The following is a 15,042-nucleotide window of genomic DNA, read 5'->3' as shown; positions in this document are numbered from 1 at the left end:
TCATGGCTGAAGTTCTCGTCTACGTCGACCACGTGGACGGTGCCGTCCGCAAGCCCACCCTGGAGCTGCTGACCCTGGCCCGCCGCATCGGCGAGCCGGTCGCCGTCGCGCTGGGCAACGGCGCCGGTGACACCGCCGCCGCGCTCGCCGAGCACGGCGCGGTGAAGGTGCTCACGCATGAGGCGTCCGAGTACGCCGACTACCTGGTCGTGCCGAAGGTGGACGCGCTGCAGGCCGCGGTCGAGGCCGTGTCCCCGGCGGCCGTGCTGGTGCCGTCCTCCGCGGAGGGCAAGGAGATCGCCGCCCGTCTGGCGCTGCGTCTGGGCTCGGGCATCATCACCGACGCCGTCGACCTGGAGGCCGGCGACGAGGGCCCGGTGGCCACCCAGTCGGTGTTCGCCGCGTCCTTCACCACCAAGTCCCGTATCTCCAAGGGCACGCCGGTCATCACGGTCAAGCCCAACAGCGCGGCCGTCGAGGCCGCTCCGGCCGCCGGTGCGGTCGAGGCGCTGTCCGTGTCCTTCTCCGCCCAGGCCACCGGCACGAAGGTCACCGGCCGTACGCCGCGTGAGTCGACCGGGCGTCCGGAGCTGACCGAGGCCGCGATCGTGGTCTCCGGTGGCCGTGGTGTCAACGGCGCGGAGAACTTCGGACTCATCGAGGCACTCGCCGACTCGCTCGGCGCGGCTGTGGGCGCCTCGCGTGCCGCGGTGGACGCCGGCTGGTACCCGCACACCAACCAGGTCGGCCAGACCGGCAAGAGCGTGTCCCCGCAGCTGTACATCGCCTCCGGCATCTCCGGCGCGATCCAGCACCGCGCGGGTATGCAGACCTCGAAGACGATCGTGGCGATCAACAAGGATGCCGAGGCCCCGATCTTCGACCTCGTCGACTACGGCGTCGTCGGCGACCTCTTCGACGTCGTCCCGCAGCTGACTGACGAGATCAGGGCCGCGCATGCCTGATCATGGCCAACTGCAGCACGACCATGAAGGAGTTCTCCGCTGATGCGCATCGTGCTGGTCGGGCTGCCCGGCGCAGGGAAGGGCACGCAAGCCGCGTACCTGGCCAAGAACCTTTTCCTTCCGCACATCTCCACGGGAGACCTGTTCCGGGAGAACATCCGCCAGGGTACGGAACTAGGCAGGCAGGCGCAGTCGTACATGCGAGCCGGGCAGTTGGTACCGGACGAGATCACGATCGGCATGGCGAGGTTGCGAATGAGGCAGCCGGACGCCGTCGACGGCTTCCTGCTGGACGGCTTTCCACGCAATGTTTTCCAGGCCGAATCGCTCGACCAACTGCTGAAGGACAACGGCGACTCGCTCGACGTGGTCCTGGATCTGGTTCTGCCGCAGGAGGAGGCCGTCACGCGCATCGCCGGCCGGCGGGTCTGCCGGGACGACAGCAGCCACCTCTTCCATGTGACGTACAACGCGCCGCATGAGCCCGGGCTGTGCGACGTGTGCGGCGGCGAGCTGTACCAGCGACAGGACGACACCGAGGAAACGGTTCGCAAGCGGCTTGAGGTGTTCGACCGTGATACCTCGCCGATCACCGCGTACTACCGATTGCGGAATCTCGTGGTCGGGATCTCCGCGTTGGGTTCGGTGGCGGAGGTCACGGAGCGCTCGATGGTGGCTCTGCGTGAACGTGGTATCCGAGCGGGCAGGGGAGACACACATGACTGTGATCCGTGAGCTCGACGTCTCACTCGTGGATGCATTGCATATCCGGGAGCGCGGTGGTGAAAAAATCAGGATCAACCGACTCCGCCGAAATTTCGACGTGGTGCGAATGCCCCGGCGGAGTCGGTCGAACGAACATCAGGTCACGCGGAAGGCGCTCCGGTGAGCACTTCCACCCGACCGGAGTCGAGCGAGTAATAGGCGCTGACCACCGCCAGGGACCCCTTCTTCACAAGCGGGTCGAGATCCCTGTTGGACCGCAGGGCGGCAGAGGTCTGCTTGACGTGGATTCGTGTCATGGCATCCACCGGGTCGTCATGCTTTCCCTTGACGGTCTCCTTGTACGCCGGGCGCAGCGCATCAGCGATCGACTGGAGGTTGCCGGGGAGCTTCTTTCCGGCGCGCATGGCCTCGTACGACGCCTTGACGGCACCACAGCGCTGGTGGCCGAGGACGACGATCAGGGGAGTTCCGGAGGTCATGGGTCCGTACTCGACGGAACCGGTGACCACCGAGTCGACGACCTGGCCACCGGTGCGCATGACGAACAGATCGCCGAGTCCGGTGTCGAAGAGCAGCTCCGGCGGCACCCGGGAATCGATACACGAGAGGATCACTCCGAAAGGATCCTGCTCCGCGGCCACGAATTCCCGCCGACCGGGGTCCCGGTCGGGATGCTTGAGGTCGCCCTCCTGCCAGCGCTTGTTGCCGTCCATCAGCCGTGAGAACGCACCCCACGGGGAGGACGGGCGGGCACCCGCAGCCGGCGGGGCGGTCGTTGCCGCTGCGTTTGCCGCCTTGCCTGTTTCCTTTGCCTCCGTCTTCGAGGAACAGCCGGAGAGGACGGCAGCGGTGGCTGCCAACCCCCCGGTGAGAATGGTTCTGCGGAGTGGATGTCCAGCTATAGACATTGGTCGTTCTTTCTTTCACTCTCACGCCGGATTCCCCCCGAGCGCATTGAGACACCTCGTTATATCAGGGGACAGGTAACGCGATGCAAAAGGCTGGTGGACTGCTTCGCGCTGAACTGATGAAAGGCGAGTGGAAAATGTGCACGCCGTGTGGGAACTGCTGTGAACAGGGGGATCCGTCCCGGTCATGGGGTCGACAGCCTGGAATCCTTCCGCAGTAATTCCAGGCAGGTGTGCTGTGTGTCACACCGGCCCATTGGTTACCTTGAGGTAACTGATTACGGATCGTGATTATGGGCGGTGTCCCCCTGAACTGCTGCCCGGAGTCCGATCCCCCCGAGTGCCCGGGCGGCAGCAACGCCCCGGCGGTCTTTGATACCGGCCGCCGGGGCTGCTTTCTGGGCCGGGACGGGGGAGGGCCCCCCGCCGCGGGTGTCGCGGAGAGCTACGAGGCCGTGGGGGTGCTGCCGGACCGAGATCCCGCCCTAGCGGCAACCGACTGTCTCGATGCGGAGGCGGCCGCGGCCGGGGAAGCGCGCGAGGCAAGGTCGGTGACGCAGGGCAATAAGATTGGTCACCGCCTCTATCTCGAGCAACTCTCCGTGGAGAAGGCCGAGCTGACGGCGCGCTTGGGGCAGTTCCCGCACTTGTCGGCAGGCCGAAGCAGGCGCTCGCAAGGGGCGACCCGGGGCCATCCAGGCTCTCTGCTCCCGGGCAACACTCCAAAGAGAGTGTGGCGTGCGTCACATCCTCCCATTGGTTACGTTGAGGTGACCGGTTACCGACGGTGAGTATGTAGGTGTAGCAGGACGAACTCACCTGAGGAGAGGGGCCGACCGTGGTATCCACCACCGCGCTGCGGATCGCCCGGCAGTACGCCGACGCGGTCTCCGCCAAGGACTTCGCCACCGTCACGGGCTTGTTCACCGACGACATCGTGTGGCATCAGCCGGGCAACAACCGCTTCTCCGGTACACATCGCGGTGCGGCTGCCATCGGCGAGATGTTCAGCGGCATGATGACGGTCACCGACGGAACATTCGCGCTGGAGCCGACCATGGAACCCATGGCGAACGGCTCGCTGGTCGCGGCACCTGTCCACTTCTCGGCCAAGCGTGACGGCGTGGAGATGGAGATGAACGGCGTCGACCTGCTGCGGATCGAGGGTGAGCGCGTCGCGGAGGTCTGGCTCTTCTCCGCGGGCCAGCAGGGCGAGGACGACTTTTGGGGCAGTACCTGAGGGCGGGTCCGGTGAAATCTGACCGCCGTCTTTGATCCACCCGAGCCGCGCACGTCGCGCCTCGCATCCGATGTAACAGTGTGTCGTACTGCCTCTATGGTGGGGGCGTAAGGAGCAAGTGGCTATGACCAGCAAGAACATCGACATCGCGCGTGAGTACTTCCAGGCCGTACAGAAGGGTGACCTGGCCAAGGTGGGCGAGCTTCTGGACGAGGAGGTCGTCTGGCATCAGCCGGGCGCCAACCGGTTCTCCGGTGAGCACAAGGGGCGCGACGCCGTCTTCGCGATGCTCGGCGGGATGATGGAGGCCAGTCAGGGCTCCTTCGCCATCGACACGATCCACGCTCTCATGGGCAACGGTGACACGGTGGCTGCCTCCATCCACTTCGCTGGCCGGCGCGAGGACGCGGCCATGAGCATGGACGGCGTGGACGTTCTGCGCCTCAAGGACGGCAAGATCGTCGAGATGTGGCTGTTCTCCGGCGACCAGGTGGCCGAGGACGCCTTCTGGGGGGAGTAGGCCACCCGCATCCTTCCCAGGCGCGACGAACTGCGAGATGAACACACTGGTGTTCCCCTGGATGATGCCGCGCAGGCTGCGCCCGAACGCACGTACCACGGTGATCGTCGTGCAGCCGGCGACGACGGAACGACGGACGTCGTGGAGGCAGCGGGTTCAGGACGCCGCACCGTCGTGTCCACCTTCACAACGTTTCGCCAACCGTGGCCACTTGTAACCAGTCACGGTCGTTGGCGGGCGTCGTAGCTCTCGCGTGCCGCGAGTACCTCGGGGAAGTGTTCCTCGGCCCAGAGGCCCAGTGCCTGAAGCGGGGCATACAAGGTGCGCCCCAGTGCGGTCAACTCGTATTCGACCCGGGGCGGGACCTCGGCGTACACGTGCCGGGTGACGATCCCATCGCGTTCCAGGTCCCGGAGCGTCTCGGTGAGGACCTTGGCGCTGATGCCGTCGACGCCGGTGCGCAGGTCGCGGAAGCGCATGGGGCCTGCGCTGAGCGCGATGACCACCATGGCCGTCCACTTGTTGGCAATGCGGGCGAGCGAGGTACGGGACGGGCAGGTCGCCGTCATGACATCGAAGGCCGGAAACTGTGGCACGTCACACGTCCTCATTGGTTGTGTCGAGGCGACTGTTACCGGCGGTAAGTATAAGACCCGGCAGGCAGCATTTTTACCGAGGGCGTCGTCTGGCACCAGCCCGGTGCCCACCCCTTCTCTGGCAACCACCGCGGCGGGGAACGTGGAGCGACTCGGGAGGCGGAGGCCCCCTCACCGCCAGTGCTCTGACCGGGAAGGTTCACCGGGGTCAGTACTCTGAGCCTCGCTGCGGTGGACGAGGAGGTGGGGCATGACGCGGAGACTGTCGATGGACGACTGCCGTGGGACTGTTTGAGGGCGAACCGGTGATCCAGTACGGGACCCACGCATTCGACGGTCCTCCAGCGTTCACGCTGGACTTCACCCGGCAGTTCGAGACCTCCGACAGCGACGGTGATCACGACCATGACGTGCAGGTCCACTGCGAGCTCGGATACGGACTCGCACCCGACCTGGAGGCCCTCGGAAGCTTCGACTCGTGGTTCTTCCACGATGCCGGAGACGATCTCGAGGAGTGGGCTCAAGGACTGACCGAGCGAGCAGCCTGGGCAACGGTCCACAGACTCAAGCCGGCCGAGATCAGGCCCTGTCCTGCCCTGCCAGCACAAGCCGGCAGTCGGGCGGAGGCCCAGCGGTCCGAACTCGTCGAACGCGAACGTGCGGTCAGGCCGCTGGTTGGTCGCGTACTGGATTCGGGCGAGCTTCGTGTTGAAGTCGGGGTCCGGGGAGGCCCCGCGGCGGGATAGTAAGCACCGCGGAGCCTCCCGGCCGATACGCCCCTCGGTTTCCGGCCCCTCTGGTTCGACCTGGAACGGTTCTGCCTGTGTCGGCTGACCTCGATTGCCCCCGACCCATCGCGGGCCTGGTCGAAGTACGCCGCCGGGTGGGTGAGGGCCGTAGGTCTTCCAGGTTGGGATGGCGTCCGCCGTCTCCACCAGGCGTACCGCGAGCAAGCGCACCGGACGACGACGGCGTACCGAAGCCGTCTCGGGGGCCTCTGCGGGTCAGACGGGGGTGTTCTCGTCGGGGACGAAGGGGTCTCCGTGGCCGGGGACGACCAGGGCGGGCTTGAGGGCGAGGATCTTGCGGCGGGAGGCGCGCAGGCCCTCATGGTCGTCGGAGGTGGGGTCTTCGGCGGGGCCGTGGACGCTCCACCAGGCGTGCGTGAGGACGACGGCCCCTTCGGCGGTTTCCGCGACGGTGGAGATGTCCTGGGGGGTGTGGCCGGGCGTTTCGATCAGGCGGATCGAGGGGGAGAGCTGGTGCCCGTCGGCGGGCCGGTCGTACCAGAGGTTGTTGTGGTACGTGGCCCAGACGTCGTGGGCGCGTGCGTGGGGGAAGAGGGCTGCGTTGAGGGTGTGGTCGGGGTGGTGGTGGCTGAAGACCACGTCGGTCACCTCCTCGGGGCTGAACCCGGCGGCGGCGAGCGGGTCGAGGATGAGTTTGCGGTCCTCGACCATGCCGGGGTCGACGACGACGATCGTGTCACCGTCGCGCAGGAGGGAGACGGTCGAGGCGACGTGCCACGGCTTCTCGCGACCGTCGCGGTGGGCGTTGCGTGCGTCGAGGCTGTCGTAGCCGGTGGTCAGCAGGGTGAATGTGGCCGTCATGAGGGGTGATGGTCCTTCGTTGATCGTGGGGGATGGCCGGATGGAGGGCGTGGTGGGCCATCCATGCCGGGGGCTTGAGGGTGTGCGAAGCCGCGCCGCGGCGTGGGTCTCGTGAACCGTCGGCGGGGCGGGGGTGGCCGAACTCAGTCGGCGGTGGTCTGGGTGCGGCGGGCGTAGGCGCGGGCGGCGCGGGCTCGGTCGCCGCAGCGGACCGAGCACCAGTGGCGGCGTCCGGCGCGGAGCAGGTAGCGGTTGCAGGGGGTGGATGGGCAGGCCGTCAGGCGTTCGGCGTCGGGGCCGGTGAGCAGGTCGGCGGCGTCGGCGGCGAGGATGCCGAGGGCTTGGTCGACGATCTGGTCGATGGGGTGCGGGGCGGTGCGGTGCATGCCGCGGACGGGGTCCCAGCCGAGCGGGGAGGCGGTGGGAACCCGGGTGAGGGCGTCGTTGACGGCAGCCAGTGCGGTAGCGGGGGCGGGGTGCCCGCCGACCTGGGCGGCGAGCAGGGCGCGTACCTGTTCGCGAAGGGAGCGCAGGCGTGCCGCGCAGATCTCCTGCAGCCCGGCGTCCGCGGGGGCCAGGTCGTGGTCGACCAGCCACTGGTTGGCGCCGGACGGGGTGCCCAGCACGTCGAGGAACTGACCGCCCGGCAGGGCGATGGCGCTGTTGGCGAGGTCGAGCGCGGGGTAGAGCTCGGCGCCCGGCGCCGGTGGCAGCCCGGGGTCGACAGTGCCGACGGTGGCGGCGGTATCGGTCTCACTCACGCATCTCACGCTACAGCTTGCCCTCATCCGTGACAAACGCCTATGGTCACGGATGTAAGCCAATCTATCCGTGAGGTGATCCCGTCATGACTGCATCCGGCGCGTCCAGCGAGCAGGTCCCCATCCGTGTCTTCGGCGGTCCGACCGCACTCATCGAGTACGGCGGGCTGCGGTTCCTGACCGACCCGACCTTCGACGCCCCCGGCACCTACCCCTCGGGGCTGGCCAAGACCGCGCCCGCCTCCGCCGCGCCCGCCGACCTGGGCCGCATCGACGTGGTGCTGCTGTCGCACGACGAGCACGACGACAACCTCGACACCTCGGGCCGCGCCCTGCTCGCCGACGTACCCCTGACCCTGACCACGCCCAGTGGCGCGGGCCGGCTGGGCGACACCGCACGCCCCCTGAAGGACTGGGAGTCCATCGACCTGGACCGTCCCGGCGGCGGCACGGTCACCGTCACCGGCGTCCCGGCCCTGCACGGCCCCGGGGCACGCGAGGACCTCGAACCCGTCGTCGGGGAGGTCGTCGGCTTCGTCCTGACCGGTGACGGCCTGCCCACCGTCTACGTCAGCGGCGACAACGCCCAGCTCTCCCTGGTCCGCGAGATCGCCGACCGCTTCGGCCCGGTGGACACCGCGGTGCTGTTCGCCGGCGCGGTCCGCACCGATGTCCTGGACCGCGCGCTGCTCACCCTCGACAGCACTCAGGCCGCCGAAGCCGCCCGCATCCTGGGCGCCCGGCGCATCGTGCCCGTCCACTTCGACAGCTGGGCCCACTTCACCGAGGGCCGCGAGCAACTCGTGGACGCCTTCACCACCGCCGGCCTGATAGGCCGCGTGGAACTGGCCTGATCCCGCACGCTCGGTCGCTGCGGTGCGCCACGAGCGCACTGCAGCGGTCCATTCCACGGTCCGGCCACCCGCACCGGGCCGGACCACCGCAGAAGGAATCACCCGTGAACGACCCGATCAAGGGCACAGCCCGCGGAACTGCTCCCGCGCCGCTGTCCGTCCTCGACACCGCCCTGGCCGGCCACGGCATCAGCGCCGCCGACGCTCTGTCCGGCAGCATCGCCCTGGCTGAACTCGCAGAGAAGCGCGGCTTCACCCGCTACTGGGTGACCGAACACCACTCCATGCCCGGCGTCTCCTCCTCCAGTCCCGCCGTCCTGCTGGCCCGGCTGACCGCCCACACCACGCGGCTGCGGCTCGGGGCGGGCGGAGTGATGCTGCCCAACCACCCCCCACTGATCGTCGCCGAGCAGTACGGCCTGCTCCAGGCCCTCGCCCCGAACCGGATCGACCTCGGTCTGGGCCGTGCTCCCGGTACCAACCAGGCCACGACCGCAGCCCTGCGCCGCGGGCGTTCGGACGACGACGACTTCCCGCAGCAGGTCATCGAGCTGCTGCGGTTCCTCGACGACGACTTCCCCGAAGAACACCCTTACCGCCGGCGCGTCTACGCCGTGCCCGGGCCCGGCCAGGACAGGGAGAACGGACTTTCACAGACGAGCGGACGGCCCTCGGTCTGGCTGCTGGGCTCCTCCGGATACTCCGCCCAGCTCGCCGCCCACCTCGGCCTGCCCTTCGCCTTCGCCGCCCACTTCTCCCCCGATCACGTCGCCGCCGCGCTCCAGCTCTACCGCGACCGGTTCACCCCCTCAGCAGTCCTCGCCGAGCCGTACGCACTGGCCAGCTTCGCCGTCATGGCCGCCGACGACGAGAACGAGGCCCTGCGCCAGACACGCAGCTACGCCCACAGCATGATGCGCATGCTCCACGGCAAGTCCTACCTCGTACCCACGCCCGACGAGGCCGCCGCTTACCTCTACACCGCCGCCGAGCAGCACGTCCTCGACCGCTGGACCAACAGCGTCCTGCACGGCACACCCGACCAGGTCACCGCGCACCTCAACCGCCTGCACGAGACAGCCCGCCCCGACGAGATCATGCTCGCCAGTGTGGGCCACACCCCCCAGGCGCTCCTGCACTCCACGCAACTCATCGCCGACGCCTACGACCTGCCGACCACACCGATGCCGGCGTCCACTCGCTGATACGGCCTCGCCACGCCCCCCAGGGGCAGTTCGCACGGACCGCCCGTCGCGCAGCGTCGGCAAGGCAAGCACGCCAGGCGCCGCACACCTCGCCCACCGCCGCTGGGCTCGTAACGGAGACAGACACCATGCACCACACCGCGACCACGCCACCCAGCGGGTCGACAGGCACCCCATCGGCCACTCCTGCCCCCTCTTTGCCTGAGACGCAAAAGCGCATCCTGATCATCCTGCTGGCGTCCCAAGTCCTCAGCGGCGTGGGACTCGCGGCCGGCGTCACCGTGGCCGCCCTGCTGGCTCAGGACATGCTCCACTCCACCACCCTGGCCGGGCTGCCCAGTGCCCTGCTCACCGCAGGCTCCGCCCTCGCCGCCGTCACCATCGGTCGCATCTCGCAGACCCGCGGGCGCCGCCCCGGCCTGGCCGCCGGGTACCTCGCAGGTGCCCTCGGCGGTGCCGGAGTCGTCGCCGCCGCCGCCCTTAACAGCCCCGCCCTGCTGTTCATCTCCCTCTTCCTCTACGGCGCGGGCACCGCCGCCAACCTCCAGGCCCGCTACGCCGGAGCCGATCTCGCCGCCCCGCCTCACCGTGCCCGCGCCCTGTCCACCGTTCTCGTCGCTACCACCCTGGGCGGCGTCGTCGGCCCCAACCTCACCGCCCCCGCCGGGCACCTCGCCGCCGCCCTCGCACTGCCCCCGCTGAGCGGCCTGTTCCTCTTTTCCAGCGCCGCGTTCGCCCTGGCCGCACTGACTCTGCTGATCTGGCTGCGTCCCGACCCTCTCCTGCTCGCCCGCACCCTCTCCTCCGAGGCGGAGGCGCCAGAGCGCACCGGCACCGGACCGGCACCCGACGTCCCGCAGCCCGTCACACACCGCCGCCCCGGCCTGCCGCTGGGGGTACTGGTGATGGTCCTCAGTCAGCTCGTCATGGTCGCGATCATGACGATGACCCCCGTGCACATGCACGACCACGGGCACAGCACCGCCGCCTCCGGCCTCGTCATAGCCCTGCACGTCGGCGCGATGTACCTGCCCTCACCCCTGACCGGAGCACTCACCGACCGCTACGGCCCCACCGCGGTGGCCGCCGCCTCCGGCCTGACGCTGCTGGCCGCCGGCATCCTCGCCGCCGCCGCACCCGCCGACTCCGTCCTCCTGCTCACCCTCGCTCTCATCCTGCTCGGCATCGGCTGGAACTTCGGCCTCGTCAGCGGCACCACCATCATCACCAACGCCGTCCCCCTGGCCACGCGAGCCAAGACCCAAGGCATGGTCGACGTCGCCGTTGCCATCGCCGGGGCCACCGGTGGCATGACCTCCGGCATCGTCGTCGCCGCAACCAGCTACCCCCTCCTCGCCCTCACCGGCGCCGCCTTCGCACTTGCTCTCCTCCCCGCGGTCATCGTCACCGCTCAGAAAAGCCCACCCCGCACACCTTCCTCGGAACGCCGGTAAACCAGCGCCGAACCCTCAACCCGCCCGGACACTCCGCAGTAACCGAACCGCCAGACGCAGGAGGGCTCCGCGCGGTGGCGTCCGGCAACTGCGCGGCCAGGCCCACCCGCCAAGGGTGACCCGGCACCGTGAATCAATTGGGGAGGCGCAACGCTCAAGCGCACGCTGCGAATCGTCGAGGAAGCATTGAAAAGTGGGGACGGCACGCTGCGGCTGATCGGGCACACGGGTCTGCAGTAGCAGTGCTGAGGCGCGGTCCAGGTTTTTCGGAGTTCGGCGGTCTGCGGATGTCGAGAACGTGCCACCGGCTCCGTCCCAGGGACATCAGCGGCCATCACCGGCCGTACGAGGAAGAGCGAGAAACCAGCATGGCGATTCAGCGGATGGACAACGTCGGCATCGTGGTCGAGGACATGGATGCCGCCATCGCGTTCTTCGTGGAACTCGGTATGGAGCTGGAGGGCAGGGCGGAGGTCGAGGGCCTGGTCGCCGACCAGTGCACCGGACTCGACGGCGTCCGCTGTGACATCGCGACGGTCCGGACCCCGGACGGTCACAGCCGGCTCGAACTGGCGAAGTACCGCAGCCCCGCGGTGATCAGCGCCGGGCCGCGCAACCGGCCGCACAACATTCTGGGCACGCACCGCGTCATGTTCGCCGTCGACGACATCGAGGACACCGTTGCCCGCCTGCGCCCTCACGGCGCCGAACTCGTCGGCGAGATCGCCCGGTTCGAGGACAGCTATCTGCTCTGCTACGTCCGCGGCCCGGAGGGCATCATCGTCGGACTGGCCGAACAACTGCGCTGAGAAGGGGACACCGAACCCGTGCAGGTCGGCCCGGACATGACGGCGCTCCGCGTGCCGGTGCGGAGGTCGCACCGGCACGCGGAGCTCGTTTCGGAGATCGTGACCCGAACCGTTGCGTCAGCTGACGGAGAACTGGCTGAAGGTCGCGGTGCCGATACTTCCGGCGTGGGCCGTGGAGAACATGCCCGCGTCCAGGGTGCTGTTCGCCCCGGTCAGTGTCGCGGTGCCGACAGTGGTCCAGGTGGTGCCGTCGGCGGAGTAGGAGCCGGTGACCGACGTGCCGCTCCTGACCAGGCGGAGCCAGACAGGGGCGACGGTGGCGCTTCCGGTCTTGAGGGTGTTGGTGTCGAGGTAGCCGTCACCGTTGGAGTCCGACGACAGGGCGATTCCGTTGCCGGGGGTGGTGGCGAGGACGAGGTACCCGGTGGACGAGCCGGCGGAGGCGATGTTGTTCCGCAGCATCAAACCGGCTTTGGCCCAGCTGTTGGTCTTGTCCTGACTGGCGACGCGGACGGTGACGGTCGAGGACGTTCCCGCGCCCCCCGTCTGGTAGGCGGCGGAGTACTCGTCGTCGTATGCCGTGCCGGAGCGCCACACGTCGATGCCCGCGCCGGTCAGGGAGGTCACCTGGCCGCTCTGGCTGACGGCGGCCGGAATCGAACTGTATGCCTTGTAGGGCGAGGTGACGATGCGCAGGTTGCTGAAGGTCGCGCTGCCGGCGGTGGTGCTGTGGGCTGTGTGGATGACACCGGCATCCTGGGTGGTCGCCATGGACGGCAGGGTCACCTTCGAGCCGACCTGGGTGAAGGTGGATCCGTCGGTGGAGTAGTGGGCGGACACCTGGGTGGCGGTGCGGGTGAGCCGCAACCAGACCGGTGCCTTGACGGTGGCAGCGGTGGACGTGAGCTTGTCGAGGTAGCCGTCTGCGTCGGAGTCCCGCTGGAAGCTGACGCCGTTGTCCGGGGTCACCACCACAGCCGCGTACCCGGCGGAGGAGCCGTCGTCCGTGAGGTCGTTGCGCAGGACGACGCCGGCCTTGGCCCAGCCGCTGGTCTTGTCCAGGCTGTCGACCCGGGCGGTCACCGACGTGCCGTCGACAGCCGCCCCGTTTCGGAAGACGGTGCCGTACTCGTCTTCGTGCTGCCCGCCGGCACCCCAGATGTCCTCGCCCGCGTCGGTGATCGTGAAGTGGCCACCGCTCTGGCCGGTGTCGGCGGGGGTGGAGGAGTAGGCGCTGTAGGGGGAGCTGACGGGGTCGGTGGTCAGCGGACGGTACCGGGGCTGGATACCGGCGTCGTCCATGACCTTCTTGGCCGCTGACGGCCAGTTGCCGTCGCTGACGACGACGGTTCCGCTGACCACGTCACCGCGGCCGTTGGTGTTGGTGATGTTCGCGGAACTGTTGTTGGTCCAGTTGTCGGTCAGGGTCAGGCCGCCGGTGTTGTTGGTCGCATTGCTGTTCTCGTGGCCCCATTCGCCGGTGTTCCGGAAGACGTTGTTGGTGTCCGTGAAGTCCCGGGAGCCCTCGTCGTGGTAGAAGCCGAACCAACCGTTGTTGCTGTGACAGTAGTTGCGTTCGAAGGTGCTGCCCGGTGACGCCGACAGGGTGTACATGCAGCCGCCGTCGGTCATCTGCTGCATGAGGTCGTGGATGTAGTTGTCGGTGACGTGGTTGTTCGCGGCGGTGGTCGCGGTCGTGTAGATGGGCTGGTAGTTGTACAGGCCCCGGTTGACGTAGTCCTGGCTGCCGCCGATGTCGTTGGCGCCCCAGCCGTAGCCGATGGTGAGGCCGGAGTAGGGCAGGTTGTACACCTCGTTGTGCGAGATGGTCGCGCCGTTCACGTAGGTGACGAGGATGGCCGACATGTCTCGGTATTCCAGCGCCACGTCATGGATGAGGTTGTTGGTCAGCGTGATGTCCCGGTTGGTCATCCGCCTGTCACCGGGGTGGTGCGCGTCCGCCCGAACGCCGCCGACGGCGATGCCACCGCCCGCGTTCCGGGTGAAGACGTTGCCGGTCGCGGTGATGGTGCGGGCGCCGAGTCCCACGCCGGTGCTGTGGGCGTTGGCGTCGTTGCCGATGCCGAGGCCGTTCTGTCCGAGCTGGGTGAACCGGTTACCGGTGAACGCGATGTGGTCGGCGGCCGAGACCTGGACGGCCGAGGGCATCTGCTCCCAGTGGGGGCGTGCCGCCTCGAAGAGCCGGCAGCCGCTCTGACACGAGGTCAGCGCGTCCGACGGGCGGTCCCAGGTGCCGGACAGGTACGCGCCGGTCTGCTGGCTGGCGTAGCCGTGGTCGGTGGGGTCCAGCCAGCTGGTGCCCGAGAACTGCAGCCCTGAGAAGGAGATGTGGGTGGCGGGGGAGGAGTACGTCCCTCCGACGCTGATGAGCGACTCCAGCTTCGGCACCTCGACGTCGGCCTCACTCATGTCCTGCCCGGTGAGCGGCTTGTAGTAGAGGGTGCCGGTAGCGGTGTCGAGGTACCACTCGCCGGCCCTGTCGAGGAACTCGTAGGCGTTCTCGATGTAGAGGGGGCCGGCCCGGAAGGGGCTCGTCAGGGTGTCGTAGCCGAACGTGTTGTTGTTCCACGAGGGCTGGGCCATGGTGATGGTGCCGTTGCTGATGCCGGTCACCGGGGCGTAGCGGTCGGTGAAGGATCCGATGCCGTGGATCTCGGTCCGGCCGGGCTGCGCGAGGCTGTTGAGGTAGTTCAGCGAGCTGTTGGTGAACGTGTAGCCGTTGGTCGTCGCGGTCAGGTGCGAGCGGTTGACCTCGGTGCGGGCCCTGGTGGCCATGACACCGTCGACGGACAGGTGGCGCGTGTCGAAGCCGGTGCCGACCTTGCTCTTCCAGATGTTCTTGGCCGGGTCCTGCACGGTCCAGCCGGTGGCCTTCCGCGCTCCGGTGATGACGGGACGGGCGCCCGGCGCGGCCTTCCAGTTCACCGTGTGGCCGCCCGTGCCGGAGTCCGCCGAGGTGAAGGCGAGCGGTGCGGAGAGCCGGTAGGTGCCGTCGGCGAGTTCGACGGTGATGTCGCGTGTCATGGAGTTGTTGGCCGCCCGCACCTTGGCCTTGGCCTGGGTGACGGAGCACGGCCGGCTCACGGAGCAGGCGGTGCCGGAGCCGTTGGGTGCGGCGTGGAGCGTCGTTCCGGCCGCGAAGGCGGGGCCGGCCTGGGTGAGGACTGCCGCGGTCGAGGCAGTGAGGACGGCGGCCGTGGCCAGCCATGACCTGAGACGGCCAGGAACCGTGGGACGTATGCGGGTTGTTCGCATGTGACACCTTCCGGGAGGTTCAGGGGGCCCGTGGTGTGCGTGGGCGGGCAGGGGAGAGCCCAGCGGCAAGAGGAGGAAGGGGTAAGAGCGATGTAACATTAGACGTCATACGAATTTC

Annotated in this window: 13 protein-coding genes and 1 pseudogene; 8 read left to right on the top strand and 6 right to left on the bottom strand. The window is 68.5% G+C overall.

Features of this window, described 5'->3' with window-relative positions; translation table 11 throughout:
- The first annotated feature begins 2 nt into the window (after nucleotides 1-2).
- Both HDA41_RS03115 and HDA41_RS03110 read left to right on the top strand, forming a co-directional pair.
- Nucleotides 3-965 carry an electron transfer flavoprotein subunit alpha/FixB family protein gene (locus HDA41_RS03115; protein ID WP_184980419.1) on the top strand — a complete coding sequence of 321 codons (963 nt, stop codon included), beginning with the start codon at nucleotides 3-5 and terminating at the stop codon, nucleotides 963-965.
- Between the two features lie 42 nt (nucleotides 966-1,007).
- Complete coding sequence (locus HDA41_RS03110) at nucleotides 1,008-1,700, top strand: adenylate kinase (protein ID WP_184980417.1); 693 nt, start codon at nucleotides 1,008-1,010, stop codon at nucleotides 1,698-1,700.
- 131 nt (nucleotides 1,701-1,831) lie between these two features.
- Here the strand turns inward: HDA41_RS03110 and HDA41_RS03105 are convergent, their stop codons facing one another.
- A complete protein-coding gene (locus tag HDA41_RS03105) occupies nucleotides 1,832-2,404 on the bottom strand; it encodes a carbonic anhydrase (RefSeq protein ID WP_230299844.1) in 573 nt (190 codons plus the stop codon).
- A 1,033-nt stretch (nucleotides 2,405-3,437) separates the two neighbouring features.
- Here HDA41_RS03105 and HDA41_RS03100 point away from each other — a divergent pair.
- Complete coding sequence (locus tag HDA41_RS03100; protein WP_184980413.1) at nucleotides 3,438-3,839, top strand: nuclear transport factor 2 family protein; 402 nt, start codon at nucleotides 3,438-3,440, stop codon at nucleotides 3,837-3,839.
- 124 nt (nucleotides 3,840-3,963) lie between these two features.
- Complete coding sequence (locus HDA41_RS03095; RefSeq protein WP_184980411.1) at nucleotides 3,964-4,359, top strand: nuclear transport factor 2 family protein; 396 nt, start codon at nucleotides 3,964-3,966, stop codon at nucleotides 4,357-4,359.
- 221 nt (nucleotides 4,360-4,580) lie between these two features.
- On the opposite strand, the gene HDA41_RS03090 is transcribed toward HDA41_RS03095, so the two are convergent.
- The 4 genes and pseudogenes from HDA41_RS03090 to HDA41_RS03075 form a co-directional block, all read right to left on the bottom strand.
- Entirely contained in the window at nucleotides 4,581-4,970 is a 390-nt protein-coding gene (locus tag HDA41_RS03090) for a winged helix-turn-helix transcriptional regulator (RefSeq protein WP_184980409.1), read from the bottom strand.
- Between the two features lie 563 nt (nucleotides 4,971-5,533).
- A pseudogene (locus HDA41_RS40940) lies at nucleotides 5,534-5,728 on the bottom strand (IS630 family transposase); the annotation flags it as partial.
- A gap of 231 nt (nucleotides 5,729-5,959) precedes the next feature.
- The gene (locus tag HDA41_RS03080; RefSeq protein WP_184980407.1) at nucleotides 5,960-6,565 is read right to left on the bottom strand and encodes an MBL fold metallo-hydrolase; all 606 of its coding nucleotides are present in this window, start codon (nucleotides 6,563-6,565) and stop codon (nucleotides 5,960-5,962) included.
- 143 nt (nucleotides 6,566-6,708) lie between these two features.
- The gene (locus HDA41_RS03075; RefSeq protein WP_230299845.1) at nucleotides 6,709-7,326 is read right to left on the bottom strand and encodes a CGNR zinc finger domain-containing protein; all 618 of its coding nucleotides are present in this window, start codon (nucleotides 7,324-7,326) and stop codon (nucleotides 6,709-6,711) included.
- A gap of 86 nt (nucleotides 7,327-7,412) precedes the next feature.
- Between HDA41_RS03075 and HDA41_RS03070 the strand changes: the two genes are divergently transcribed.
- From HDA41_RS03070 to HDA41_RS03055, 4 genes are all read left to right on the top strand, one after another.
- Nucleotides 7,413-8,180: an MBL fold metallo-hydrolase gene (locus HDA41_RS03070; protein ID WP_184980403.1), complete on the top strand. Its 768-nt coding sequence runs from the start codon at nucleotides 7,413-7,415 to the stop codon at nucleotides 8,178-8,180.
- A gap of 104 nt (nucleotides 8,181-8,284) precedes the next feature.
- On the top strand, nucleotides 8,285-9,385 hold the full coding sequence (locus HDA41_RS03065) for an LLM class flavin-dependent oxidoreductase (RefSeq protein WP_184980401.1): 1,101 nt from the start codon (nucleotides 8,285-8,287) through the stop codon (nucleotides 9,383-9,385).
- 128 nt (nucleotides 9,386-9,513) lie between these two features.
- A complete protein-coding gene (locus tag HDA41_RS03060; protein WP_184980399.1) occupies nucleotides 9,514-10,839 on the top strand; it encodes an MFS transporter in 1,326 nt (441 codons plus the stop codon).
- A gap of 368 nt (nucleotides 10,840-11,207) precedes the next feature.
- Entirely contained in the window at nucleotides 11,208-11,648 is a 441-nt protein-coding gene (locus HDA41_RS03055) for a VOC family protein (RefSeq protein WP_184980397.1), read from the top strand.
- 117 nt (nucleotides 11,649-11,765) lie between these two features.
- Here the strand turns inward: HDA41_RS03055 and HDA41_RS03050 are convergent, their stop codons facing one another.
- The gene (locus tag HDA41_RS03050; RefSeq protein WP_184980395.1) at nucleotides 11,766-14,924 is read right to left on the bottom strand and encodes a DUF1349 domain-containing protein; all 3,159 of its coding nucleotides are present in this window, start codon (nucleotides 14,922-14,924) and stop codon (nucleotides 11,766-11,768) included.
- Nucleotides 14,925-15,042 lie beyond the last annotated feature (118 nt).

Origin of the sequence: Streptomyces caelestis (assembly GCF_014205255.1) — a bacterium.
Taxonomy (GTDB): Bacteria; Actinomycetota; Actinomycetes; order Streptomycetales; family Streptomycetaceae; genus Streptomyces; species Streptomyces caelestis.
This window is presented reverse-complemented; position numbering and strand designations above follow the sequence as displayed.